We start from the raw sequence: 23,596 nt of genomic DNA, 5'->3' as shown, positions 1-23,596 counted from the left end.
GGTGGTTTACTTCGCCTCGTTCCCTGGGGGCGCGGGGAAGTCCAGGATCACCTGAGTCCCTACGCCAAGCGTACTGATAATGTCCATGCGCGCACCGTTGGCTTCCAGCAGTTGCTGACTAATGCTCAAGCCCAGCCCGGTACCCCGCGCCTTGGAGGTAAAAAACGGTTGGCGGATGCGCTGCAAGTCCGCCTCGGAGATACCGCAGCCCTGGTCAATGACCATGACTCGCACCTGCCCACCCCATACTTGGGCGCACAGGCGCACGGGGCTATGGTTGTTGCAGGCCTGGAAGGCATTCAAACAAAGGTTGACCAGGATCTGCCGGATCTGGTCCGGGTCGACGTAAAGCTGCAAGCCTGGTTCTGTTTCGCACAGCAATTGCGGGTCGTCCGGCCCTGCCAGCCGGACGATCTGCTCGAACAACGACGCGACGGCAACCACCTCGGGTTGAGCCGGGTGAGGCCTCCCATATTCCAACAGATCGCTGGTGACATGGGATAAGCGGTCGATTTCCTTGCCCAGGTCGGTCAGCAAGTGGCGTCGTTCGGGTTCTTCTTCTCGGCGCAGCAAGGCTTGCACTGTAGTTTTCATGGTTGTTAGGGGATTGCGCACCTCATGGGCCACGCCCGTGGCAAAGGCCCCCAGTACCGCGAGATTTTCTGTCCGCACAGTGTTTTCCAACATGTCCGCTAAGCGTGCGGCCATTACATTGAACGCCCGCGCTACATGGTTGATTTCGTCGTCACGGGGCTGTTCAGCCAGGCGATAACTCAGGTCGCCCATGGACAACTGATGAGCGCCCTGTAACAAGGTGCTGACCCGCGAGCGCAACTGTCGGGACAGAGTAAAAAACACTATGAGGATAAACACGATAAAACCAGCAGCTATCCAGTACAACCACCAGCGTGCATCGTTCAACGGCTTAAGGATGGCCCCAGGCTGTACTCTGAACACCAGTTGCCAACCGGGAATTATCTGGGGGCCGTCACGCCACTGATTCGGCGCCTCGACCGCGCGCCCGGTGGGGTCGATAAAAGCACCGCCTGGCACCCGCAGCAACGGCGCAACCACCCCGCTCATCCCGGCACTGACAAGCAACTCGGTGAGCGATGCAAGGCGCAGGTGCAAGGCGATGCGCACACGGTGATCGGTGCGACCATTGCGGATGGTCTTGCGGATCAAGAAGCCACCCGAGCGCCCGGGTTCGGCCAGCAATGGCCCGATCACTTCGATATCACCGACCCACTGGGTCGGCAGCCCGGCGATAGACCAATGAGTGTTGGTCCAATAGGGCTCACCAGAGGCGGCTTGCCCCGGCAGCACGTTGACCAAATGATCCTGTTCATCGAAAAACAACACGCCATACAGGAACGGAAAATCCGCTTCGATCTTGAGCAAAGACTCCACGTCACTGCCGGGGGCGGACTGATCGGCAATAAACCCCGGCATGTTCGGGTGATTGGACAATGCCGAGACCTGGTAAAAGCGATCATCGAGAAATGATGACAAGCGGTTCGCCGTGGACAAGGCCTGGGCGTCCAGACGTTCACCAGTCAAGCGATTGAGCAAATCTTTGGCCAATTGCTCATAGAGCACTGCCAGCATAATGAGGGCGATGCTCATCACAAACACGGACAGCAAGGTATAGCGTGCCACCAGGCTGCCGTGCGGCCGGGCGAGCCACTTGCGTAGCAAGCAGAAGTAAGCAGTGCGGTTCATGGCTTTTTTGATTGTTTTTATAAAGTCGCTGCCAGCATAGGGACGTCAGCTTGTATCTGTCTATTCGTCTCGGTGGAAGTACGACTGCGAATTGTCGGAGCTACCCTCCTCCCCGCATATTCTGCGACACACTTGACGCTAACAGCTTCACGATCGCAGCAATCCGATCACCATCGCTAACCTGGAAGGTATCGCTCGCATGACGAAGGCAAGGCGAACTTTCTTTCGCGGCTAAGGCGTGCTGGAGTTAGCCCGAGGCTCCTCCCACAAATGGATTAGTGTTGATCACAGAGGGCGTGATCAATACCAAACCTGTGGGAGGAAGCTCACCGCAATAGTGTCAGATTGAGCGACTCAGGCCTGTCAGTCAGCCATAGCCTCTTCTGCTACCTGCTTAGTAGCCGTGGGCGACTCAGCACCTTTGGCTGGCTTGGTAGGCGCCGCCTTCAGATCCTTGGCAAATGTCCCATCCACCTCGCCCTTGAAGAAGTTTTTGCCGTAGATCAGCAAGCACAACACAACGCCAATCCCGAATGCCCAGCTCGCCCCCTTGATCGCCAGTACCGCGCCGATCACGCCCGCGATACCCAAGTCGCGCTGGCTACGAGCTTCAAGGATGCCCAGACGCACACTCACATAACCCTGGATCAGCAACGTCAGCGACAGAGCAACACCGAGAATCGGCTGTACCAGAGTCACTACCGGCAACAACAGCAGACCGGTGTTGGTCCCCCAACGGAACGACCCGACACCGCCGATGATCGACTTCATCGCCTTCGGCCCACCTTTGAAACGCTCGATCACCACCACCAGCATCGCCGCCCATTTTGGGCCGCACATGGCGACATCCGGGCCAAAGATACTCATGAACGCATTACGCGCGCCGAAGATCAGGTGAGAGCGATCGGCGTTGTAGTCGACGACTTCATCAGTGCGGACAGTTTCTGCCTCATCGAGGAGCGATTTCGCACTAAGCACATCGCCGAAGACAATGATGTACACCGCCAGCATGGTCGGCAGCGCGGAGATGAACATAGACAGTGGCGGCATGCCCAGACCGAACACGGTGTAGTTGCTCCACAGCCCGGCGAAATCCGGTTTGCTGATGCCCCACTGAATGGTTGGCCATGGCGCCTCACCGAACAGCGGTGCAATCACCACCGCCAACAGAATGATTGGCAAGATCCCCAGTTTGGCGAAGTTCCACCAGAAGCGGTTGCGCTGCTTCAGTTCGTTGAAGTGCTGGGAGAAGATCAGATAGAAGGCGATGCCGACCGCAATGGAAATCGTCCAGGGCAGCACATTGAATTTACCGCCAACCTGGAACACCGCGATCACCGCACTCAAGCCGGCACCGACGATAATCCCGGATTTGATCGCCGAGGGCACATACTCCACAACCTTCTTCGCCATCCCGGTCGCCCCTAGGGCAATTGAAAAAATCCCCAACATCAACTGGAAGGCAATCAAGGCGTGGACACGCTCCGGGCCCACTGGAAATTGAGCACAGTAAGCCATCAACAGTGGTACCGCCGGGGTGATCCAGCCAGGTACGGTCGGGTCACCGAGCAAATGGTGCACGAGGTAAAGCAAGCCGTTGAGCATCACGACGGCAAGCGCGACCTCAAATGGCATGCCGAGCAGTTCGGTCATCAGCGGAATGGCGGCCAGATCCACGGCACACATCAGCAAGCCTTGGAGGTAGTCCGGAAGCTCGATTTTGTAGTGAATAAACGGCAACCGAACCTTGAAAGGACCCAGCGGGATGTACGGGCTTTCGCTCCGCTGCGCAGTAGTGTTGGACATTGAGTGCACCTGTTTTATTGGTCTTGTAATGGCAGACGCCCGAACCGGCAGACTGGGGCGTCGCGTTTTTTCGGGATCAGTAGGCTGCGCGGTAGATTTTCTCAATATCGGTAGCGGTCAACTTTCGCGGGTTGTTTCGCATCAAGCGGTCGATCTTACTGGCCTCTTCGGCCATCGCCGTGATGGCATCCTCAGGCACGTTGAAACTGCGCATACCGGTTGGGATATCCACAGCGGCGCATAGATCCGCCATGGCTTTGACAGCCTGATCCGCCGCATCCTTGTCGTTCAGGTCGGCGACACGCACGCCCATGGCTTCGGCGATGTCACGGAAGCGCTCGACGCAGGCCATCTTGTTCCACTCCATCACGTACGGCAGCAGCAAGGCATTGCTGACACCATGGGCGATGTTGAACCGGCCGCCCAACGGGTACGCCAGCGCATGCACTGCGCCTACCCCTGCGTTACCGAAGGCCATGCCGGCCATCAGGCTGGCGGTGGCCATGTCTTCCCGGGCTTGGAGGTTGGACGGATTGGCATAAGTCTTGGGCAGCGCCTTGGCGATCAGCTTGATCGCACCCAGCGCGATGGCATCAGTGATGGGCGAAGCATTCACCGAAAGATAGGACTCGACCGCATGCACCAGCGCGTCGACACCGCTGGCCGCCGTCACACTGCGTGGACAAGTCAGGGTCATGATCGGGCTGACCAGTGCTACGTCAGGCAGCAGGTAGTCGCTGACAATGCCTTTCTTCAGCTTCGCTTGCTTGTCAGAAAAGATTGCCACGTTGGTCACTTCCGAACCGGTGCCAGCGGTAGTCGGAATGGCAATCAGCACGGGGCCTTTGCGTTTCACCAGATCGACACCGAACAGTTCGGCCAGCGGGCCTTCATGTCCGGCAAACGCCGCGACGCCCTTGGCGATGTCGATTGCGCTGCCGCCGCCCACAGCAATCAACCCGTCGTGGCTGCCCTCGCGATAGGCGCGGGTACAGTCCTCAACGATGGCAATTTCAGGCTCCGGCTTGACCTGATCGAAAATGCCGTAACGGCGATCACCCAGTTGCGCCAGCGCCAGATCAACAGTGCCGGATTTCAACAGAACAGCGTCAGTGACGATCAGCGGGTTTTTGACATTGAGGCGAGTCAGTTCAGCCGAAAGCTGCTCGATAGCGCCTTGTCCAGTGATCAATTTGTTCGCGATTTTGAAAGCAGAGATGTTCATAGTGCTCGTCCAGTGGATGTTGTTTTATTGGAAGACGTGCCATATGAGATAGCGAAAGACGTGCCAATACCCGCAAAGCCCTGTGGCGTGGGCCTTTGCGCGATTCACACGAAAATAAGAGGGGTTTTACCGGTCAGTCCCGATTAGTTTTCTGATCGATTTATTCGGGGCCGATTAAAATCCTAATCAGAATGTTCCCAGCGTTTCATTTTCTGCACCACGGTCGCCTGACTCACGCCCAACGCCTTGGCCGCCAGGCGCGTGGTCTTGTGCACACGCAGAGCGGCACGAATCGCACTGCGCTCGGCGTTTTCCAATACCTTGCGCAGCGGTAAGCGGCTGTCATCGGTATTCAGCGGGTTGAGGTTGAGGATCTCCTCAGGCATGTCCAGCGCCTCAATAGTCCCGGTCTGATTGGTCACCACCAGCCGTTCGACGATGTTGATCAACTCGCGGATGTTGCCAGGCCAGGCGTAGTCGCACATCAGGTCGAGGGCTTCGAGACTCCATTGAACCTGGCGTTCATAACGGACATTGAATCTATCGAGGTAGTAATTTAGAAGCGGCAGAATCTCCTCACGACGCTCGCGCAGTGCTGGAATGTTGATCGGCACCACGTTGAGCCGGTAATACAGATCAGCCCGAAAACGACCTTCTGCCACCAGACGCTTGAGGTCGTGGTGGGTGGCACTAATGATGCGCACATCGACCTCCTTCAACTCCAGGCCGCCGACAGGAATGAAGCGATTTTCTTCGATAACCTTGAGTAACTTGACCTGCACCGGCAGTGGCAAATCACCAATTTCATCGAGAAACAATGTTCCGTGATGGGCCAATTCCAACAGGCCACGCTTGCCTTTGGGGCCTGCGCCTGTGAACGCTCCAGGCGCATAGCCAAACAGCTCGGCTTCAATCAGATTCTCGGGCAGTGCACCGCAGTTGAGCGCAAGAAATGGTTCACTGGCACGTGGACTGGCATTGTGGATGAATTGCGCTACAAGGGTCTTTCCGACGCCGGTTTCTCCCTGAAGCAGAACCTTCACCGAGCTACTGGCAACCTGCCGGGCCAGCGAGAAGACGCGGCCGGAAACCTCCTGATCGGCCATAAGCGGAGAACGCAGGAGGTTGTCTCGTTGACCCGCATGAAGTTTGGCGGTGCTGTTGCGCAGTTGTTTAAGCTGTTGCAACTCATCGCGCTCGTGTTTCATGCGCAGCAGTTCAGTCATGTCGCGTACGGTACTGACAACATATGAAATCCGGTTTTCAGCGTCGAGAATCGGCGTGGCGCTGACTAACAATTTCTTACCCTGACTCAGGCTCTGCATCACCGACACCGGCCGACCTTCATGCAATACACGCAATGTGGCCGATTGCGAGAGGACGCCCTCCTTCACCAGCTCCTGCATGGATCGGCCGATGAGATCAGCACCACTGAGCCCGGTCTGGCGCTCATAGGCTTGATTGACCTTCAGCGTCTTGCCGTCGCCATCAGTGATGTAGACGCCGTCATGCAAAGCGTTGAGCAGTTCTTCGAAACTGGCGTCGTTGACATTCACCGGGGAGATTCCTTCGAGGGTGCGGAGCAGTTAAGTGTAAACGTTGTGCTGAGGGATTAAGAGTGACGGGAAGACAAGATACGACCAGATCTGCCGCTACGCTACCCGGCCACATCCACGATGACGCCGTGCTCGGTATCGATCAGATAGTTCGCGGAACAGACGAAAAACGCTGGGCCTCCTGGAGCAGCGGTCCAGCGGGCTTGAGGATCAGTCAGCGATAGGCGCTTCGGTAGCGTTTCGGCCAGAGCCTCTTCATCGAGTGCCTCAAGGTACTCACGCACGGCGCGGGTGTTCTGGGACACGTCGAGCGCCGCCTTAGGCTCATCGAGGATCAGCAGTTTTGACTTCAGTGCCAGGGCCCGGGCGATAGCGAGGCGTGCGAATGAACAGGGCTCACCGAGGTAGTCTTCGAGCTGCTTGATCTGACGGCTGACCGCGCCTTGGGTAACGTTCAGACCCAGCGCATTCCGAACTATCGCAATCTGATGAACAGCTACTCGGCATTAGCAGCGCGCCAAGCTTAATTCAGCCCTGCAATTGCGAAAGCGCATGCAACAAAGGGCCTTTTTTTACTCAAACCAAAATCACTTGGTAAGCCAGGATTCGATCTCTCTGGCCTGCGGCCGACACGCTCCGCTTGTATGATCGGTCTCATGTCCGATGACCGCAGTGAATTTTTTGCCACAGCACCTGCACCATGAGCCTCGGTCTCACCACTAGCATGTTAGGGGTGTCCCGGGCGTCACATATCTGCGATACGGATTATGGATCATGGTGTTTTTTTGAGAGACGCAAACTACGCATTTTTCCAGCTATAAATACATGATTCATGCATTGGCTGTTTGTTTCAATGTGCTTTCGCCTCCCTCATGCATGGCTCAACCATTAGCATATGAGCCGTCAGATCCTACCTGCTTAGACGGAGTACCACCGTGTCCACTATTCACCTTTCGTTTAATCGTAGCCAGTTCCCGGCGTTCGCCGAGCCGTCGCTCGAAGGCCAAGCTTTCTTTGATAACGCTGGCGGCTCCTATGCCTGTCAAGACGCCATCGACAACCTGAACCGCTTCTACCACCAGAACAAAATGCAGCCATACGGAGCTCATCCTGCATCACGCCGAGGCGGTGAAGAGATGGATCACTCGCATGCGGAATTAGCGGCATACCTGGGTGTTTCAGCTGAAGAAATCCATCTCGACCCTTCCTCCTCCCAGAACATTTATGTTCTCGCCGAAGCATTCGCAAATCGTCTTGAGGTTGGTGACGAAGTCATCGTCACCAACCAGGATCATGAAGCCAACAATGGGGTTTGGCGGCGTCTAGTGAGTGGCGTTAATACTGTGCAGTGTGTTTGAGGTACCAGTGCTGTGTCGCATCCAAAGAAGCCGCAAAAACTCCAAGGATTTCATTGATATCCTTCTCCGTTGAGATCAACGGAGGACAGAATGCCAATGCATCTCCCATGACTCGGTTGATCATTCCACGCTCCTGGGCCTGAGAGGACAGATACCGCCCGAGTCTGCCAACAGCCTCAAAAGGCTCTTTTGTGTGCCGGTCGGCTACCAACTCAACGGCAGCAATCAACCCCACACCACGAACTTCGCCAACCATAGGATGATCAGCAAACTGCTGAAGTCCCTTGCGAAGGATAATTCCCATTTCAGCAGCATGCTGAACCAGGCCCTCCTCTTCGATAACTTTAAGATTCTCCAGGGCGACTGCAGTAGCTACCGGGTGCCCGCTACCAGTGAAGCCATGCCCTAACGTGCCGATCGACTGGCTCTGGTCGGCAATGTCTTGGTAAACAGCGTCGTTAATCAATATGGCTGCAATGGGCTGATAGGAAGACGACAGCTGTTTGGATACAACCATGACGTCTGGTTTGATATCAAAGGTCTCGCAACCGAACATATTGCCGGTTCGACCGAAACCACAGATGACCTCGTCCGCGACAATCAAGACGTCATGCTTGCGGCACACCTTCTGGATCTTTTCCCAGTAGGTCTTCGGCGGAATGATCACACCCCCCGCTCCCATCAGCGGTTCGCCATAAAACGCTGCGACCGTCTCAGGGCCTTCCTTGATGATCAGATCATCCAGTTCTCGGGCGAGGCGATCGGCGAACTGTTCTTCTGTTTCACCTGCTCGACCATATCGGTAAAAGTGTGGGCAGCTGACATGCAGGAAGCCCGGCAGGGGAACGTCAAAACCGCGCTGATTTGCCGGCAGCCCAGTGAGGCTCGCACTTACGGTAGTGATACCGTGATAGGCGTTCTGCCGACTGATGAACTTTTTCTTGGCGGGCTTCCCCAGAGCATTGTTCCGGTACCACAAAAGCTTAACTACTGTGTCGTTTGCCTCAGAGCCGGAGTTGGTGAAAAACACTTTGCTCATCGGCACCGGAGCCATCTCCACCAATTTTTCGGCGAGCTCGATGCTGGGGCGGTGTGCCTTACTGGAAAACACATGATAGAACGGCAGTGTACGTAGCTGCTTTTCGGCAGCCTCGATCAACCGCTGGTTGCTGAAACCAAGCGCAACACTCCATAGCCCTGACATCGCCTCGATGTATCGCTTATTTTGATTATCATAAACATGAACTCCTTCTCCACGTTCAATAATGAGGGGGCCATCCGCCTCATGAAGTCGAGCATCCGTATAAGGATGGAGGTGATTTTTAACATCTTTTTGTGCAAGCAAATCCGTCATGATTTTGCCTCGAAGTGAGAGAGGATTCGTTAAACCAAGGGCCGTGTAGAAACCCAAATTAAATACCCAGGCAACCGCACCAGGCTCCAAAGCTACAACAACTACCTGTCGCCAATAGCCATGGAGCAAAAAGCGGCATAAACACCGTAATCGGTGTCCGGACTTACTTGACCAATTCAGGCTCGCCTACAGGTTATGCGCTAAACCTGTGGGCGAGCCCGCTCGCGAAGAGGGCTTTAGGGCTGTTGCCAAAAAATCCGGATCAGAAGTAATAACCGATGTTCATGTACAACTGGTTTTCCCACTGGTTACTACCACCAGCCCCCAAACTCTGGGTGAGGCTGCCGCCACCGATGACCGGATCATTCTTGCCGTACAACCATTCCGTGGCGATCCACAGTTTGCTGAGGGAGAACGAGGTACCGAAAATCATCCGTTGCGAGGTCTTGAAATCGTCCGCGGATTTATCGAAGGCGCTGTAGTTGGCGTACAGCTTCACACCGCTGATCTGATCGAACAGATACTTGCCGCTGACGTCATAGCTAACATCCGCCACGTACAAGTTGCCGCGACTGGCGACGTTGAAGGTGGCGTCGTAACTGCCGAAAGTCACCAGTTCATCGGTGCCGGGGTTGCGCGGGGACATCTGCTGTCGCGCGGCTTGCAGTTGCACGCCCCATGGGCCGTTCTTGCCGATGTAGTGCACCGCCATGGCATTGCGCCGGCCATCGTTGTTGGTGTCGCGGTTCTCCAGGGACGAGGTCAGGCCGGAGATCCCGACTTCGGACTTCCACGGTCCCAGGTCCAGCGCCTTGGCCACCCGCAGGACCACTGTGTTGCGTTCCTGGTTGTTGCTGCCGTTGATGACATAGCTGTCCGCTTCGGAGACCACGGTGGAGTAGGTTTCACCGTTGCTAGTGCCTTTACCCTGCCAGGCGGGGCGCAAGTAGTAACCGGCCTGAATATTCCAGTCGCCGCTTTGCTGGATGTACTTGGCACCGACTTCTTCGATGTCTTCCAGTCCTATGACACTGCCCAGGGTTTGGTAGAACGTGCTGCCGAAGTACGGCTGCAAACCAAACGGCAGCTGGTTCAGGCCGACTTGAACCTGCTGGTCGGGGTTGAACTTGTAGCCGATCCACGCCAATTCGGCGAACTGGACGTCACCGACATTCTCTGTGTACTCGTAAGGGTAGGCTCGACCGTAGAAACGGTATTGGGCCTCGCCGATCCAGGTGTCGGAGTTGTACTTGGCGTTGAGGATCGCGGTGTCGAAGTTGAACTTCTGGATGTCACGATCCGGGTCATAGTCCCAACGCGCCCGGACGGCACCGCCGAGATTGAGGTTGTCGGTGACCTGGATCGCCATCGTTGGGGTGGAAAGGGCTCCCAACAGCGCCAGCGCGGTCAATGAGCGCAAGGCCCGGGTGGTGTTCAAGTTCATGGTCGCTCCGTCTCTTGTTTATTTTATTGTTGGCAACACTCATCCCGGCCACGGCAAAAGCGCGGTCTGGATGAAAGGGGTAGGGCCCACCAGAACGAAGGCTGCAAACAGCGTCCAAGTTAGGGCCGGGAGGGTCAGCCGCCGGTGACCAGCCGGGTCTGGGTGTAGCTATGCCGAGCCTACACCTGGCACCTCTTCACCAAGGCTGGGAGGTGCGTGACAAGCCGCGGTCATTCACACTCCCGCGTCAGCTGCGTTGCAGTTCTTCAACCACAGCTGCACAAGCACGGAAGGTATTCAACGTCCACTCTGAGTTGATAAAGTCCGGCCAACTGGAAAGTTTTACGATTGCCACTTCAGAAGCCGGATCCCAATAGATACTCTGCCCAAATACTCCACGCGCCGAATAGGTACCCTGTTCACTGTCCAGCACCCAGCACTGATTGCTGTAGGCGGCGCCAGGAAAGTGTTTGACATAGAAGCCATAGAGAACTTCAAAAGCCGGTGTGGAACCACGGCCGCATGCGCGCACAAATTCCTCTGGAACAATCTGTTGGCCGTTGAAACGTCCACCCTGCAGATACATCTGGGCAAAGCGCGCCAGATCACGCAGCGTGGCGCTCATCCCGCCATCGGCCAATGCAGTTCCAACGCAATCGAGGGTGATATTCGCGTCTTGTTCTGCCCCCAGCCTTGACCAGATTTCCCGGCTCAGTAAGACGGGGAGCCGCTCGCCGCAGGCCCGCTCACAGACCCAGGCCAACACGTCGGTATCCACTGAGCGATACTCAAAGAACTGGCCATGTTCACGATCTTTACTCAGCGACTTCAACAAACCATAAATGCTGTCAGGTGACTCCCGCTCTCCCCGTTCACGCCAACCCGAGGCGATATCCAACTGGATGAATTCAGCATCCGGATCGGTGTAGTCCTCCCTGAATCTCACTCCCGTGCGCATATCCAGCAGATCCTGTACCCGGGCGTCGCCATAACCGCTTGCCGAAAGCTCGGGCACATAGTCGCTGACACGCGCTTGGGGATCGATTCTGCCCTGGCCGATCAATCTGCCGACCAGGCTACCGACGACGGTCTTGGATACCGATTGCAACAGATGCAACGTGTGCGGCTGCATACCGTTGAAATACTGCTCCGAAACCACCTTGCCTTGATGAAGCACCAAAAAACCATCGGTGTAGCTATCGGTCAAGAAGGTCGCCAGATCGGTTTGCTCGCCGTCGACCCGCTGGAAACGTACGTCGTCCAGTGAGCGTTCGTTGCGCTCGAGTTCGGTGACCGGCCCGGGACTGCGATGGATAGCGGCCACTGGAAACAATTGGCTCATGTGCTGGAACGACCAGCGGTTATAGGGCGGGCTGTCCCAATTATGCAGGCCGACTTGCTTTTCCCGGGGCGGCGGATAGCCCTGCATCAAACTTAGGTCCTGATAACCAATGCCGGGGGCGGTCATGTCTTTTTTATTGTACATAGGGGTTCAGCTCTCATCGTTCAGAGGGTGGTGGCAAGAAAAGCGGTGGCCATGATCCTGGGTCTCGGCTGGCACCTCTCGGCGACAACGCTCACTGGCCCGCGGGCAACGGGGCGCGAAGTGGCACCCGGCAGGCCGGTTCAAGGGGCTGGGGATCTCGCCACTCAGGATTTGCAACTGGTCACGGCGTTCCGGGTCGATGGAGGGCACTGAATTGAGCAGCGCACGAGTGTAGGGATGACGCGGTCGGCCAAACACCTGCTCCACAGGCCCGGCCTCGACGATGCGCCCCAAGTACATCACCAGCACCTGCTGCGCCAGATACTCGACCGTCGCAAGGTCATGGCTGATAAACAGGTAGCTCAGGCCATTGTCGGTCTGCAGCGTCTTGAGCAATTGCAGCACTTGGGCCTGGACCGACACGTCGAGCGCCGCCGTAGGCTCATCGAGGATCAGCAGTTTTGACTCCAGCGCCAGGGCCCGGGCGATAGCGACACGCTGCAACTGGCCACCGGAGAATTCATGGGGATAGCGCTCCATGTGCTCCTCGCCCATCCCCACATTTCCCAGCAGCGTGAGAATGCGCGCATGCAAGGCGCTACCGCGCAAACCAAAGGCAACCTTCAGCGGCTCGGCAACAATCGCCTTGATCGTCATTTTCGGGTTCAGAGAGGCGTACGGGTTCTGGAACACCATACTCAAGCTCCTGCCCCGCTCCCTGGCATCCGTGGGCAGCGGCCGACCTTCAACCAGAATTTGCCCACTATCGGCTGGCAGCAGACCGAGTAAGGTCGCGGCCACCGTACTTTTGCCACAACCGGATTCCCCCACCAGCGCGACCGTCTCACCGACCTGCACCTCCAGGCTGATGTGGTCAATGGCCGTCACCAGGCCATCGCGGCTGGCGTAGGTCTTGTGCAGCTGATTGACGCTCAGCAGTGCGGGCTGTTTGTTGTTATTCATAGCCGTTTACCTTTCAAAGAAGCCTCACACCTTGACCAATATGTTGTGGCAAGCTGCCCAGTGCTCCTTGCCGATGACAACCCTAGGCGCAGCGTGATTGCAGCGTCCGGTGGCGCGTTCACAACGTGGGTTGAAGGCACAGCCAGCCGGGGGAGCCGCCATGTTCGGCACCTGCCCCGGGATGAAGCCCAGGGGCTGGGGTCCCTGCCCCAACTTGGGCACGGTGCCCATCAACTTCAGGGTGTAGGGGTGTGCAGGTCGCTTGAACACCTCGCCCACCGGACCGCTCTCCACCACTTCGCCGGCATACATCACCGCCACCCGGTCACAGAGCGAAGCCACTACCCCCAGGTTGTGGGTGATAAACAGAATCGCCAGGTCCTGTTCCCGTGCCAGTTTGCGCAGCAGGGCGATGATCTGCGCCTGCACTGTGACGTCCAGCGCCGTGGTCGGCTCATCGGCGATCAGCAGTTTTGGCCGACAGGCCAGCGCCATCGCAATCACCACTCGCTGCAACTGACCGCCAGACATCTGGTGCGGGTACTTGGCTAGCGCTAGAGAGGGGTCGGGCATGCTCACCGCTTCCAGCGAGCTCAGCGCCTCGGCGCGGATTTCTGCCTTACTCAGTTGCCGATGGCAGCCGATGACATCGATCATCTGCCGCCCGACGGTGAAGAACGGGTTGAGCGCCTTCATCGGATTCTGGAAGATCATCGCCGCGCCACCGCCACGCAAAACCGCCAGCTGCGACGCCGACGCGCCGTTGACCTGCTGTCCGGCGACCCTGACACTGCCTCCCAGCCGAGCGGCCTCAGGCATCAATCCAAGGCAGGACATGGCCGTCATTGACTTGCCCGAGCCCGACTCCCCCACCAACCCGAGGATCTCGCCGCGCCTTATCTTAAGGTCGATGCCGCGTACGGCCTGTACGGTCTTGAACAAACCAGGGAAGGACACCGTCAGCCCTTCCACTTCCAGCACCAGGTCTTTAGCTGCGTCGTTATTCGCAGCGGCGAGACGCTCAATAGTCGAATACTGCAAGGATTCGTCGATCATCAGCGCATCCCCTTCTTTGGATCAAGCACATCGCGCAGCCCGTCACCTACCAGGTTGACGGCCAGCACCAGAACAAAAATCGCCACTCCGGGAAACAGCACCGTCCAGGGATTCTCGAGTAACTGCGAGCGCGACGCCGCGGCCATCAGCCCCCATTCGATCATGGGCGGCTTGGCCCCCAGCCCGATAAAGCTCAGCGAGGCAGCGGCGAGAATGGTGTAACCAAAGTCCATGGAGCCCTGCACGATCACAGGCGTGGTGGCATTGGGCAGTACATGACGAAGCAAAATACGGCAGTGACTGACGCCCATGGAACGGGCGGCATGGATATAGGTCTCTGAACGAACCCGTACTACCGCACCGCGCATGATCCTCGCGTACCAGGGAAACCAGGAGACAGCGAGCGCTAACATGGCGTTGGCCAATCCCGATCCCAGCGCAGCGGTTATAGCGATCGGCAACAACAGCGGCGGAAAGGCCAGAAACACATCTGAGAAACGCATCAGCAGCGTATCGACTCGACCACCGAAGTAACCGGAAACAAGCCCAATCGGAATCCCGATCAGCATCGCAATCAGAGTCACGCTCACTCCGATGATCAGCGAGGTGCGTGCGCCATAAAGCACCCGTGAAAGAATGTCGCGACCAAACTCGTCGGTGCCCATCCAGTGGGCCCAGTTGGGTGCCAGCAATTTCTGGGAAAAGACAATTTTGTTCGGTTCATAAGGTGCAAGCCAGGGAGCGAAGACTGCCGCCAGGATGATCAGCAGCAATAACAGCGCGCCGAATACAAACAACTTGTTATCGCTGGCAAACGCCAAGGCCTTGATACGCCATGATGGGGCTCGCGAGGACATGGACAGGGATACGTCTTGGATACTCATTGGACTCGCAACCTCGGATCAACAAGGTGATACAAGAGATCAACGATCAGGTTGATCGACAGATACGTCGTGGCCAGCACCAGGGTGGCTCCCATCACGGCGGGGAAATCATTCTGGGCAATCGAAAACACCACAAAGCCGCCCAGGCCGGGCCAGTCGAAAACGAACTCAACCACTACCGCACCACCGAGCAGGTAACCGAAGGTCAGGCCCACCACTGTCAGGAGCGGAATCATTGTCGCCTTCAGGGCATAGGCGTAATGGATACGCCACTTGGGTACACCGTAAGAAACGGCCGTACGGATGTACTCCTCGGATAGCACCTCCACCATCATGTTGCGGGTGATCCGGGTGACAGTGGCCAAGGTCACGATGACCAGGGTGAGCACGGGTAGCGTCAGGTGTTTGATGGCGCTCCACAGTGCTACGAAATTACCGGCCAGCAGAGTGTCGATCAGGTAAAAGCCTGTCACACGCTCAAAAGGGCTATCGAGAAGAATGGAAGCATCGATACGTCCTTGCAGGGGCAGCCAGTTGAGCTTGCCGTAGAACAGTAACTGCAAGCCCATGGCCAGGATGAAAACTGGAAACGCCGTCCCGGCGATGGACCCCGCTCGTGCCGCATTGTCGACCACTGAGTTCTGCCGCGCCGCTGAGATGACACCGATCGGCACCCCTAGCACCACCACCCAGAACATCGCCAGGAATGTCAGTTCAAAAGTCGCACCAACCCGCCTGACCACTTCCTCCACCACCGGCCGCCCGGTGCGCAAACTAGTGCCAAAATCACCTCGGAGAAGATCACCGATGTAATTGAAGTATTGGATCGGCAGAGGCTTATCCAACCCCAGCTTTTCCCGTGCGACGGCAATCTGCTCCACCGTGGGGTGGTTTCCCAGCATCATTTCTACCGGGGAACCCGGAAGAGCTCGGCTCAGAACGAAGGTGATGGTCAACACTCCCAAAAGAATGAAGAACATCACTATCAATCGCTGAGCTATATACTTCGCCATTTGGAATACCCCTTGTGGCTAAAAAACTTGACCCTGACTTCTTACGCCCTACTAAAAACCCCAAAAGCGGATTAACCCTTGAGGGAATGACCAGGCAAATTAACTAAATGCCTGGTTATCGATTTACATGGCAAATCAGGTATTACACGTACCACTTCATCAAAGACGACTCAGCATTCAGCGATTCAGGTTGTAGTAGAGAATCGCCTCATAAGCAGGATTCAGGCTCTTTTCCATACCCTTGATGTCTTTGCGGGAGACACGTATCTGCTGCACGTCGGCGTACCAGATCGCAGGAGCGTCCTTGGCCAGTATCTGCTGGGCCTGCACGTACTTTTCAGTGGACTTGGCCCGATCAATACCCTCTAACGCCGCCGCCTCTTCGATCAACTGATCAAAGTTTGGGTTGCTGTAGTGAGACAGATTGAATAGCGTGGTTTTTTCTGTATGGAACTCACTGAAAAGCCAATCACTGGGTGTCGGATACGTCGGCCACCAAGCCATAGATTGCATGTTGGGAGCGGTATCCAGCTTCTTTGCCTTATCCCAGATCACACCCCACTCGCCGGGGAGTAACTCCACCTCAACGCCAACCTGAGAAGCCGTGGCCTGGAATAGTTCAGCAGCGTTTGCATAGATGCCACTGATGTACTGCATCGAGACCTTCCAGTCCTGCTTAGGTATACCGGAGGCTTCCAACAATTGTCGGGCTTTATCCAGATCGTAAGAGGCCATAGGCACGCTGGCATGCCCCCATATACTGGTGGGCAAAGGCCCCTTGGAAACGCTGCCGTAGCCATGCAAAATATCTTTGGTGACACTTTCATAGTCCCAGAGGTACTGCAGCGCCTGACGAAATGCCAGGTTGTTCGTAGGGTACTTCTGGGTATTGATCAAAAATTGAAAGTTCTTCCACGAAGGCGCGGTGCTCACCTTGATGGAGGGGTTCTCTCCCAACACCTTGAGCTGATCAAGAGGGATATCCCAAGCGACACCGGCCTCGCCATTTTTGATCATCTGGGTACGAGTGGCGGCTTCGGACACGACCTTCACGATGACCCGATCAAATTGCCCTTCTTTCCAACCTCCCCAGTAGCCTTCGAATCGCTCAAGCACCACTTGTTGGCCCTGTTCGACCTGCCCAAGTTTGTAGGGACCGGTACCGATGGCGTTGGGAGCCATCATCCAGTCATGACCTTTCTCCACCGCCGCCGGGGCAATGATGTAAGCCGCATACTGACCTGCCGCGATCAGATTTGCCGGAGTGGGACTCTTAAACTTGAGCACTACCGTATCGTCAGCGAGGGCCTCGACGGCATCCAGACCGTTCCATACAAATGCAGCGCCCTGTTTCAGCTCCTTGACGTAATCAATGGACTTTTTGACCGCTGCGGCATTAAAGGCCGAACCGTCATGAAATTTAACGCCGTGCCGCAGCTTGAAGGTCCAGGTCTTGCCGTTGTCGCTGCTTTCCCAGGACGTGGCAAGCCCAGGGGAAAACTCCTCAGCACTGCCTGGCGCGTTATATACCACTAGTGTCTCGTAGATATTGCCCAGTACCCGCACTTCCTCCGAAAAGGCCGAGGCTGGATCCCAATCCTTGAAAGAGGCTCGATCAGCGACAACCAAGGTATTATTTGCCGCATACACCAGACCACTGGTCAATGGCGCAGTAATGGACAGCGCCATCAACCCCGCCATCAATGTTCTTTTGAATTTCATCGGTGTTCCTCTTATTTTTATGGCGAGCGCAGCGGATCACTTATAGAAACAGGCACTCATTCAACTGGAATGGATGATGTGATTGGCCGTTAACGAAACTGACATTTGAGTGGTGTATGGCATTATCGATCTGCCGTACGGCCAGCTCAATTTCGCGAGCACGAATAAAAAAACGCCAAGTGACGCCCAAAAGCGTCACCTAGCGTCAATTTTAAAAAAAGATTAAAACAGCGGAGGGACGAGGTTGAACTCACCTTCTGATGGATGTACCAGCAGCCGCGACCTCACCTCGTCGGGAATCTCAGGGGCATCAATCGGAAAACAGCTGCAACTGGTGAGAGCGTTACGCAGGTCGATCGACTCGCCTAGGTGCTCAAATACAATATGGGCACCAAAAGGACGGCGAAAATTGTCACCCGAAACGCCGATTACCAAGCCGTTGAGAAAACGGAAACGACTGCGGTAGGAGGGATAAAGCGCTGACCAGATATAGCCCCGGGACGAGAGGTACTCGCGCTCCACGATGTAAATCAGATCCGATGAGGCAAAGCAGAACCCACGATATTTATTGATGCCGAAACTGTTCAACTGGTCATCGCCCAGCCTCATCCGCTCGTAGGTTTTACTCAGGATTTTTTCGCCGGAGCGGGTCAAGCGGGTAATCGACTTGATCACCTCCCCCGGCGCGGCAGGCGACATCAAATAGACAAAGTAGTAACCCTGGTACTTCGACAACTCCTGTGCGGAGCTCGGGAAAAAATCGGCTGGTACCGCACTGTCCGGCTCTCGCGCCGCGCGTTGCCTGTTGAGCAGAGCGCGGAAGGATTCATGCTCGGAGAATATTTCCTCCTCATCCACCCCAAAAAAAGTGCAGATCTTGCGCAGGGTAAAGGACGAGGGAGTCGCTTGCGCCCCCAAGTATTTGTTGAACTGCTGGCGGTTGATATCAAGGGAGCGGCACACCTTAGCCACCGACTTATAATATCCGCAGAGAAGGCGCAAGTTTTGACTGAAGTCTTGCATCGACTGGGATGAACTGGAACTGACCATAAAGAGTATTCCTAACGCCAGAATTGACAACATGCTGAACTGATCGTCGCTTGGGGTTACGGCTTCAAAAGCTCCGTGCAAGACAATGCCTGAAAGTGGCGCAGAAGCTCGGTATTGCCAACCCGTGATCGACGCGAGCATCGAGCCCGACCATAGCGTCTCAACAAATACACAAACTTATCCAGCGATTCCTGACGCCTCGGTAGAATTACCATCGGCTGCATATTTGTAATTCGCCCCTATTACTACCCAAGATGTCACCGCTGTGGTCTTCATTAGCACCACCGGTGCGGGCGAGGCCGGGGTTGGCACGTTGCTCCAGACACCTGCATTGGTGCGGCAGCAGCCGCGCATCATTGGCTACGCATGCGACGCGATCGAGCCCATGCCAGGATGCGGCAGCGAAGCCTAGAGGAGCGGTGAGTCAGCCTGTACCACGTAACGTGGTTTCAACAAAGGCTTCGAAGCCTTCGGTGCCGCCTTCGCGGCCTAACCCCGAGGCTTTCATGCCACCGAACGGGATCGGGTGGCCGGTGAACTTGACGCCGTTGACCGCGACCATGGCGTGGTCGAGGCGGCGAATCAGGGGGTAGATCAGTCCAGGCGGTTTCATGGACGAGTTCGGCACCCGCCCTGTAACCGGCCGGTGGAACGATGATGCCGCCGGCGCCCATCAGCGGCTCGCCGATAAACGCGGCCACAGTGTCGGGGCCTTCGGCCGTGCATGGCTGACTCTGTCACCGGGTCAGCGCTGTTCCTTTCATATCAGTCGAATGAGCAGCAAGACCAAGAGCACGTTCAATACGGCTAGCGCACTCAGGCCCGCGAGCACACCGCCAGCGCCCCAGGTCTGCAATAAGTAACCGCCTGCTAGGGGGGTCAAGGCTTGTCCTATGAGCGAAGGCCGAGCCATGCGCCCCATCAGCAAAACATAATGGGCAGGCGACATGAGGGCCAATGGCAGCAGTCCTCGAACGATCGCCCGCAAACCATTACCCGCGCCATAGATCACCAGCCCCAGCGCAGTCATTGCCGGTGCGATGGTCACAAACAGCAGACCGATTGCCACGAATACCACGGAGATCAACGTCGTCCAGATCGGGTGTCGCTTACGCGAAAAAACTTGTAGAACACGTGATCCTACCTGGCTCGGCCCCAGCAACGCGCTCAGTCCGATGGCGGCTGCAAGCGAGTAACCCTGCCCCTGCAACAATGAAATCAGCTGGACCGACATCGCCGTCATGATCACTGCGCCTAACGCAAAAATCAGCGTGAGCAACAGGTAGATCCGCAGGTCGATTGAGAGGTTTTCATCACCCGTTGCATGGCTTTTGGCGAGTGGCCCCACGCCACGCGCCAGCACCCAGAGATAAAGCGGTGCCACGGCAATGACCAATAACACCCCATACGCCACGCACGTCGTGCGCCAGCCAACGTGCTCGATGACCAGCGCCACCGCGGGCCATGACAGCGTTGTGGCGAACCCTGAAATAAGCGTGACCCCGGTAATCGCAGTGCCCGCCCGCTCCCCGTATAGAGAACCTAAAGCTGCGAACAGGGCTTCATACAGCCCCAGCGCCATGCCAACTCCAATCACTGCCCAAGACAAAAGAAACATCGGCAACGAGGTCGAGCTGGCCATCAGAAATAATCCGATGGCGACACCCAGGCCGCTACTGGCCAGGATGGGGCGACCGCCGTAGCGGGCGATCAGCCGACTGGTCAATGGCGCCAGCATCGCGGAAACCAGAATGCTCAGAGACAGTGCGCCATACACCCATTGGCTGGCCCAGCCGGTTTCTTTCATGATCGGATCGGCCATGACGGCCATCAGGAAGAACGAGCCTCCCCAGACCAGTACCTGCAGCATCCCCAAAATAAAAATGCCGAATACGCCAGGCAGTCGCGTTTGTTGATTCAAGACAATGTCATCAGTGGTGAGAAAGGCAGATAGCGTGAGTAGCTGAGCAATTACGTTTAAACGAACGATTCATCTAGCCAAGGAATCCGTTGGCTCAAAGCATGTGCCCAGCCCAAATCTTACGATTGACCAGGTCGGCAGCAATTTCGATGAAGGCATCCCCGACGAATTTGGCAGCCGGACTGACACGCCTGTCGGCAGGAAAAACCTGAACAAGTTTGCGCATGGGAATGGGGTCAACCAAGGGGGCGGCACTGAGCACGCCGGCTTCGATTTGGGCGTAAATCGATGCCAAAGGCAAAGCGGTCAAACCGAACCCATTGCAAACCAAGGCAATCATCGCGCCAAAGGAATCCGCTTCGACACTGGTCTTGAGCTTGATCCCGACTTCACGCGCACAATCATCCAGAATCACGCGAAGGCTATGTCGAGCGCTTGGCAACACCAATGGCTGCTCAGCCAAAGACTCGAACGGCACCGGTGTATCAAGACGCAGGTTGGCGCTGGCGGGGCCGACCAGCAGCAGATTTTCCATCATCACCGGCACGATACGCAGCGTATGCAGGGGTTGGGGATCGTAAGAAATCGCCAGTTCCAATTCGCCACGCTGAACCCAATCCAGCAGATAACCGCTGAAGGCCGAGGAAAACCTGACGGCAAGATTCGGATGCGCCTCTTTGATTTTGCGCACTAAAGGAACGGTGACAATTTCCGCTACCGTCGGCGTCGTACCGATGACGACCGTTCCCCGAAAAGAGGTCTTGCCGCCCACCACAGAACTTCGAATGGACTCCATTTCTTCCATGATTCGAGTGGCATGCGCCAGCACCTCGCGACCAGAATCGGTAATCTCCATGCCTCGTCCATGTCGATCAAACAAGTAGGTGCCGAGCTCTTTTTCCAGCATTCGAATTTGTCGGCTGAGTGCCGGTTGTGCGATGTGAAGCCGGTCTGAGGCCTTGCTGAGACTGCCTAGCTCGGCCACATGAATCAAGGTTTTGAGTTGAACGACATCCATTACCAGGCCAGTCAAAGTCGGACTCGGCGCGAAATGCGTCGAAAGTAGTATGAGTGTAAACGCATTAGCGTTTCATGGAATGCCACAGGGCCCGCGTCACATGGGGCCTAATGGCTTTTTAGCCGGCTGTACCCCCCAGCCCGTAGGGGCTGCAAGACAAGCTATAGAATTTCGGTATATCAGTTAGACCTGACTGACGGTTTATTATCCTCGTCACTCTGCGGTAGCGTGCAATCAACGTCGACGCCAAGAGCGATCGACTGACTACAAGAATAAGATTCGAGGGCTTGCCGCCATGATTTACTACCTTTCTCGTTACCTGACCGACCCGCCTTATACAGTCAGCGAACAGCTGATCTCTCATATACACCCCCCCGCTTCATGTGCCTTGGTCGTCGAAGGGTCACAGCACTTGCGTTAAGCACATCAACCCATCGAGCTAGCAACGTCGGACACGCATCAGCGTGGGCCTCGTATCGTCTCGCCTTGAAACAAGGGTGAACAAAATGTCTGCATCAACCAGCGACTCAACACGCCACACTGAAAAGTCCGATCAGATGAAAAGTCCGAATCGTGTCAGAGCCATCATGGGTGCCTGCTCGGGCAATCTGGTGGAGTGGTACGACTTTTTCATTTACGCCTATACCGCCATCTATTTTGCGAGCTCGTTTTTCCCCAAAGGCGACACCACCAGTCAGTTGCTCGCAACCGCCGGCGTCTTCGCCGTCGGCTTTTTCATGCGGCCGCTCGGCGGTTGGATTTTTGGCTGGATTGCTGATACCCGCGGCCGAAAGGTGTCGATGATTATCTCGGTATTCATGATGTGCGCCGGCTCCCTGCTGATTGCCGTTATGCCAACCTATGAAACCATTGGTGTGGCTGCGCCGGTTTTGCTCGTCGTCGCCAGACTGATTCAGGGCCTGTCCGTAGGCGCAGAGTACGGCACAGGTGCCACCTACATCAGTGAAATCGCGACACCTGGTCGTCGTTGTTTCTATGGATCCTTCCAGTACTTCACCATCATCGCAGGGCAACTCCTCGCCCTGATGACCGTGGTCATACTTCAACAAACCCTTACCGGCGAGGAACTGCGGGAGTGGGGCTGGAGAATTCCTTTTTTCATCGGTGCCTTGAGCTCGATCGTAGTCGTGTATTTGCGTCGCGCAATGCATGAAACCGCCACCAAAAAAGACATGAATCGCAAAGATGCCGGCTCGCTGCGCGGCATGTTCAAACACAAGCGCGCGGTCGCCCTCGTGGTGGCATTCACCATCGGCGGTTCGCTGTACTTCTACACCTTCACCACCTACATGCAGAAATTCCTGGTGATCTCTGCGGGGTTCAGTCCGGAAACAGTGAGTTTCATCATGACTGCCGCCCTGGTCGGCTTCATGTTTTGCCAGCCGCTCTTCGGTCTGCTCGCCGACCGTATCGGGATCAAGGCGCACATGCTGATGTTTTCCGGGTTGGCGATGCTGCTGGTGATTCCCCTGCTCTATTCACTGCAATCAGTCAGCAGTCCATTTACAGCGTTCCTGCTGGTATTTGGCGGCCTGGCAATCGCGTCGCTCTACACCCCTATTGCCGGTATCGTCAAAGCTGAACTGTTCCCGCCAGCGGTACGTGCATTGGGTGTGGGCTTTCCTTATGCCGTCGGCAACGCGGCATTCGGTGGCACCGCCGAATACGTCGCCTTGTCGCTTCGGTCGCAGGGTATTGAGGAGTATTTCTTCTTCTACGTCGCGGCCGTAGTATCCATCACGTTCATCGCAGCGATGCTAATGCCCAACCTGTCGCGCTATGGTTACATCAGCGGTTCGGGTGAAATCGAAGAACGCACCGGACTGAGGGGTTGCACAACGTCGCAGGCTGCGAGGATCTGAAGCACTGACGATTTCTGCGGTTAGTTAAAAGGGCCCATGATGATCCATAGGCCCTTTTTTACATCACAGGGTAGCGGATGCTACCTGCGCTGAAGGAGCCACGCTCAACTGCCCCCACCATCATAGGGAGTTGCT

General features: G+C 56.2%; 17 protein-coding genes and 5 pseudogenes. 3 read left to right on the top strand and 19 right to left on the bottom strand.

Annotated features, from left to right (window positions below; all coding sequences use genetic code 11):
• Positions 1 to 6 precede the first annotated feature (6 nt).
• From KGA98_RS14370 to KGA98_RS28670, 6 genes and pseudogenes are all read right to left on the bottom strand, one after another.
• The gene (locus tag KGA98_RS14370; protein ID WP_223502618.1) at positions 7 to 1,722 is read right to left on the bottom strand and encodes a sensor histidine kinase; all 1,716 of its coding nucleotides are present in this window, start codon (positions 1,720 to 1,722) and stop codon (positions 7 to 9) included.
• Between the two features lie 363 nt (positions 1,723 to 2,085).
• Positions 2,086 to 3,528, bottom strand: coding sequence for a hypothetical protein (locus KGA98_RS14365; protein WP_223502617.1), 1,443 nt, complete (start codon positions 3,526 to 3,528; stop codon positions 2,086 to 2,088).
• Positions 3,529 to 3,604: 76 nt separating this feature from the next.
• On the bottom strand, positions 3,605 to 4,753 hold the full coding sequence (locus KGA98_RS14360; protein WP_223502616.1) for an iron-containing alcohol dehydrogenase: 1,149 nt from the start codon (positions 4,751 to 4,753) through the stop codon (positions 3,605 to 3,607).
• 182 nt (positions 4,754 to 4,935) lie between these two features.
• The gene (locus tag KGA98_RS14355; RefSeq protein ID WP_223502615.1) at positions 4,936 to 6,309 is read right to left on the bottom strand and encodes a sigma-54 interaction domain-containing protein; all 1,374 of its coding nucleotides are present in this window, start codon (positions 6,307 to 6,309) and stop codon (positions 4,936 to 4,938) included.
• Between the two features lie 110 nt (positions 6,310 to 6,419).
• Positions 6,420 to 6,602 (bottom strand): annotated as a pseudogene (locus tag KGA98_RS14350) (IS5/IS1182 family transposase); the annotation flags it as partial.
• Between the two features lie 79 nt (positions 6,603 to 6,681).
• A pseudogene (locus tag KGA98_RS28670) lies at positions 6,682 to 6,776 on the bottom strand (LysR family transcriptional regulator); the annotation flags it as partial.
• Between KGA98_RS28670 and KGA98_RS14345 the strand changes: the two are divergent.
• Both KGA98_RS14345 and KGA98_RS14340 read left to right on the top strand, forming a co-directional pair.
• Positions 6,753 to 6,836, top strand: a pseudogene (locus tag KGA98_RS14345) (hydrolase); the annotation flags it as partial. The pseudogenes KGA98_RS28670 and KGA98_RS14345 overlap by 24 nt on opposite strands.
• Before the next feature lie 408 nt (positions 6,837 to 7,244).
• Positions 7,245 to 7,667, top strand: a complete 423-nt coding sequence (locus KGA98_RS14340) for an aminotransferase class V-fold PLP-dependent enzyme (protein ID WP_223502614.1) — start codon at positions 7,245 to 7,247, stop codon at positions 7,665 to 7,667.
• On the opposite strand, the gene KGA98_RS14335 is transcribed toward KGA98_RS14340, so the two are convergent.
• From KGA98_RS14335 to KGA98_RS14275, 13 genes and pseudogenes are all read right to left on the bottom strand, one after another.
• Positions 7,645 to 9,021, bottom strand: a complete 1,377-nt coding sequence (locus tag KGA98_RS14335) for an aspartate aminotransferase family protein (protein ID WP_223502613.1) — start codon at positions 9,019 to 9,021, stop codon at positions 7,645 to 7,647. The genes KGA98_RS14340 and KGA98_RS14335 overlap by 23 nt on opposite strands.
• Before the next feature lie 262 nt (positions 9,022 to 9,283).
• Positions 9,284 to 10,465, bottom strand: a complete 1,182-nt coding sequence (locus KGA98_RS14330; protein ID WP_223502612.1) for a hypothetical protein — start codon at positions 10,463 to 10,465, stop codon at positions 9,284 to 9,286.
• A 247-nt stretch (positions 10,466 to 10,712) separates the two neighbouring features.
• Positions 10,713 to 11,951: a serine hydrolase domain-containing protein gene (locus tag KGA98_RS14325; RefSeq protein WP_223502611.1), complete on the bottom strand. Its 1,239-nt coding sequence runs from the start codon at positions 11,949 to 11,951 to the stop codon at positions 10,713 to 10,715.
• Between the two features lie 6 nt (positions 11,952 to 11,957).
• The gene (locus tag KGA98_RS14320) at positions 11,958 to 12,914 is read right to left on the bottom strand and encodes an ABC transporter ATP-binding protein (RefSeq protein ID WP_223502610.1); all 957 of its coding nucleotides are present in this window, start codon (positions 12,912 to 12,914) and stop codon (positions 11,958 to 11,960) included.
• 24 nt (positions 12,915 to 12,938) lie between these two features.
• On the bottom strand, positions 12,939 to 13,970 hold the full coding sequence (locus KGA98_RS14315) for an ABC transporter ATP-binding protein (protein WP_223502609.1): 1,032 nt from the start codon (positions 13,968 to 13,970) through the stop codon (positions 12,939 to 12,941).
• A complete protein-coding gene (locus tag KGA98_RS14310; protein ID WP_223457493.1) occupies positions 13,970 to 14,854 on the bottom strand; it encodes an ABC transporter permease in 885 nt (294 codons plus the stop codon). Before KGA98_RS14310 ends, KGA98_RS14315 begins: the two co-directional genes overlap by 1 nt.
• On the bottom strand, positions 14,851 to 15,867 hold the full coding sequence (locus KGA98_RS14305) for an ABC transporter permease (RefSeq protein ID WP_056723400.1): 1,017 nt from the start codon (positions 15,865 to 15,867) through the stop codon (positions 14,851 to 14,853). The genes KGA98_RS14310 and KGA98_RS14305 overlap by 4 nt, the downstream gene beginning before the upstream one ends.
• A 177-nt stretch (positions 15,868 to 16,044) precedes the next feature.
• Entirely contained in the window at positions 16,045 to 17,589 is a 1,545-nt protein-coding gene (locus KGA98_RS14300) for an ABC transporter substrate-binding protein (protein WP_223502608.1), read from the bottom strand.
• Between the two features lie 222 nt (positions 17,590 to 17,811).
• Positions 17,812 to 18,780 carry a helix-turn-helix domain-containing protein gene (locus tag KGA98_RS14295; protein WP_223502607.1) on the bottom strand — a complete coding sequence of 323 codons (969 nt, stop codon included), beginning with the start codon at positions 18,778 to 18,780 and terminating at the stop codon, positions 17,812 to 17,814.
• Between the two features lie 112 nt (positions 18,781 to 18,892).
• Positions 18,893 to 19,083: pseudogene (locus KGA98_RS14290) on the bottom strand (P1 family peptidase); the annotation flags it as partial.
• Positions 19,064 to 19,237 (bottom strand): annotated as a pseudogene (locus tag KGA98_RS14285) (aldehyde dehydrogenase family protein); the annotation flags it as partial. The pseudogenes KGA98_RS14290 and KGA98_RS14285, both read right to left, overlap by 20 nt.
• A 162-nt stretch (positions 19,238 to 19,399) precedes the next feature.
• Positions 19,400 to 20,509 (bottom strand): MFS transporter, encoded by a 1,110-nt coding sequence (locus KGA98_RS14280; RefSeq protein ID WP_223502638.1) that lies wholly within the window; start codon positions 20,507 to 20,509, stop codon positions 19,400 to 19,402.
• Between the two features lie 145 nt (positions 20,510 to 20,654).
• On the bottom strand, positions 20,655 to 21,578 hold the full coding sequence (locus KGA98_RS14275) for a LysR substrate-binding domain-containing protein (RefSeq protein ID WP_223502606.1): 924 nt from the start codon (positions 21,576 to 21,578) through the stop codon (positions 20,655 to 20,657).
• Positions 21,579 to 22,084: 506 nt separating this feature from the next.
• On the opposite strand from KGA98_RS14275, the gene KGA98_RS14270 reads away from it, so the two are divergent.
• Positions 22,085 to 23,461, top strand: a complete 1,377-nt coding sequence (locus KGA98_RS14270) for an MFS family transporter (RefSeq protein ID WP_223502605.1) — start codon at positions 22,085 to 22,087, stop codon at positions 23,459 to 23,461.
• Positions 23,462 to 23,596: the final 135 nt, after the last annotated feature.

This window comes from Pseudomonas sp. BF-R-24 (assembly GCF_019947335.1).
In the GTDB taxonomy this organism is placed as follows: domain Bacteria; phylum Pseudomonadota; class Gammaproteobacteria; order Pseudomonadales; family Pseudomonadaceae; genus Aquipseudomonas; species Aquipseudomonas jessenii.
Note: the sequence above shows the minus strand (reverse complement) of the source record. Positions and strands in the feature narration are given on the sequence as shown.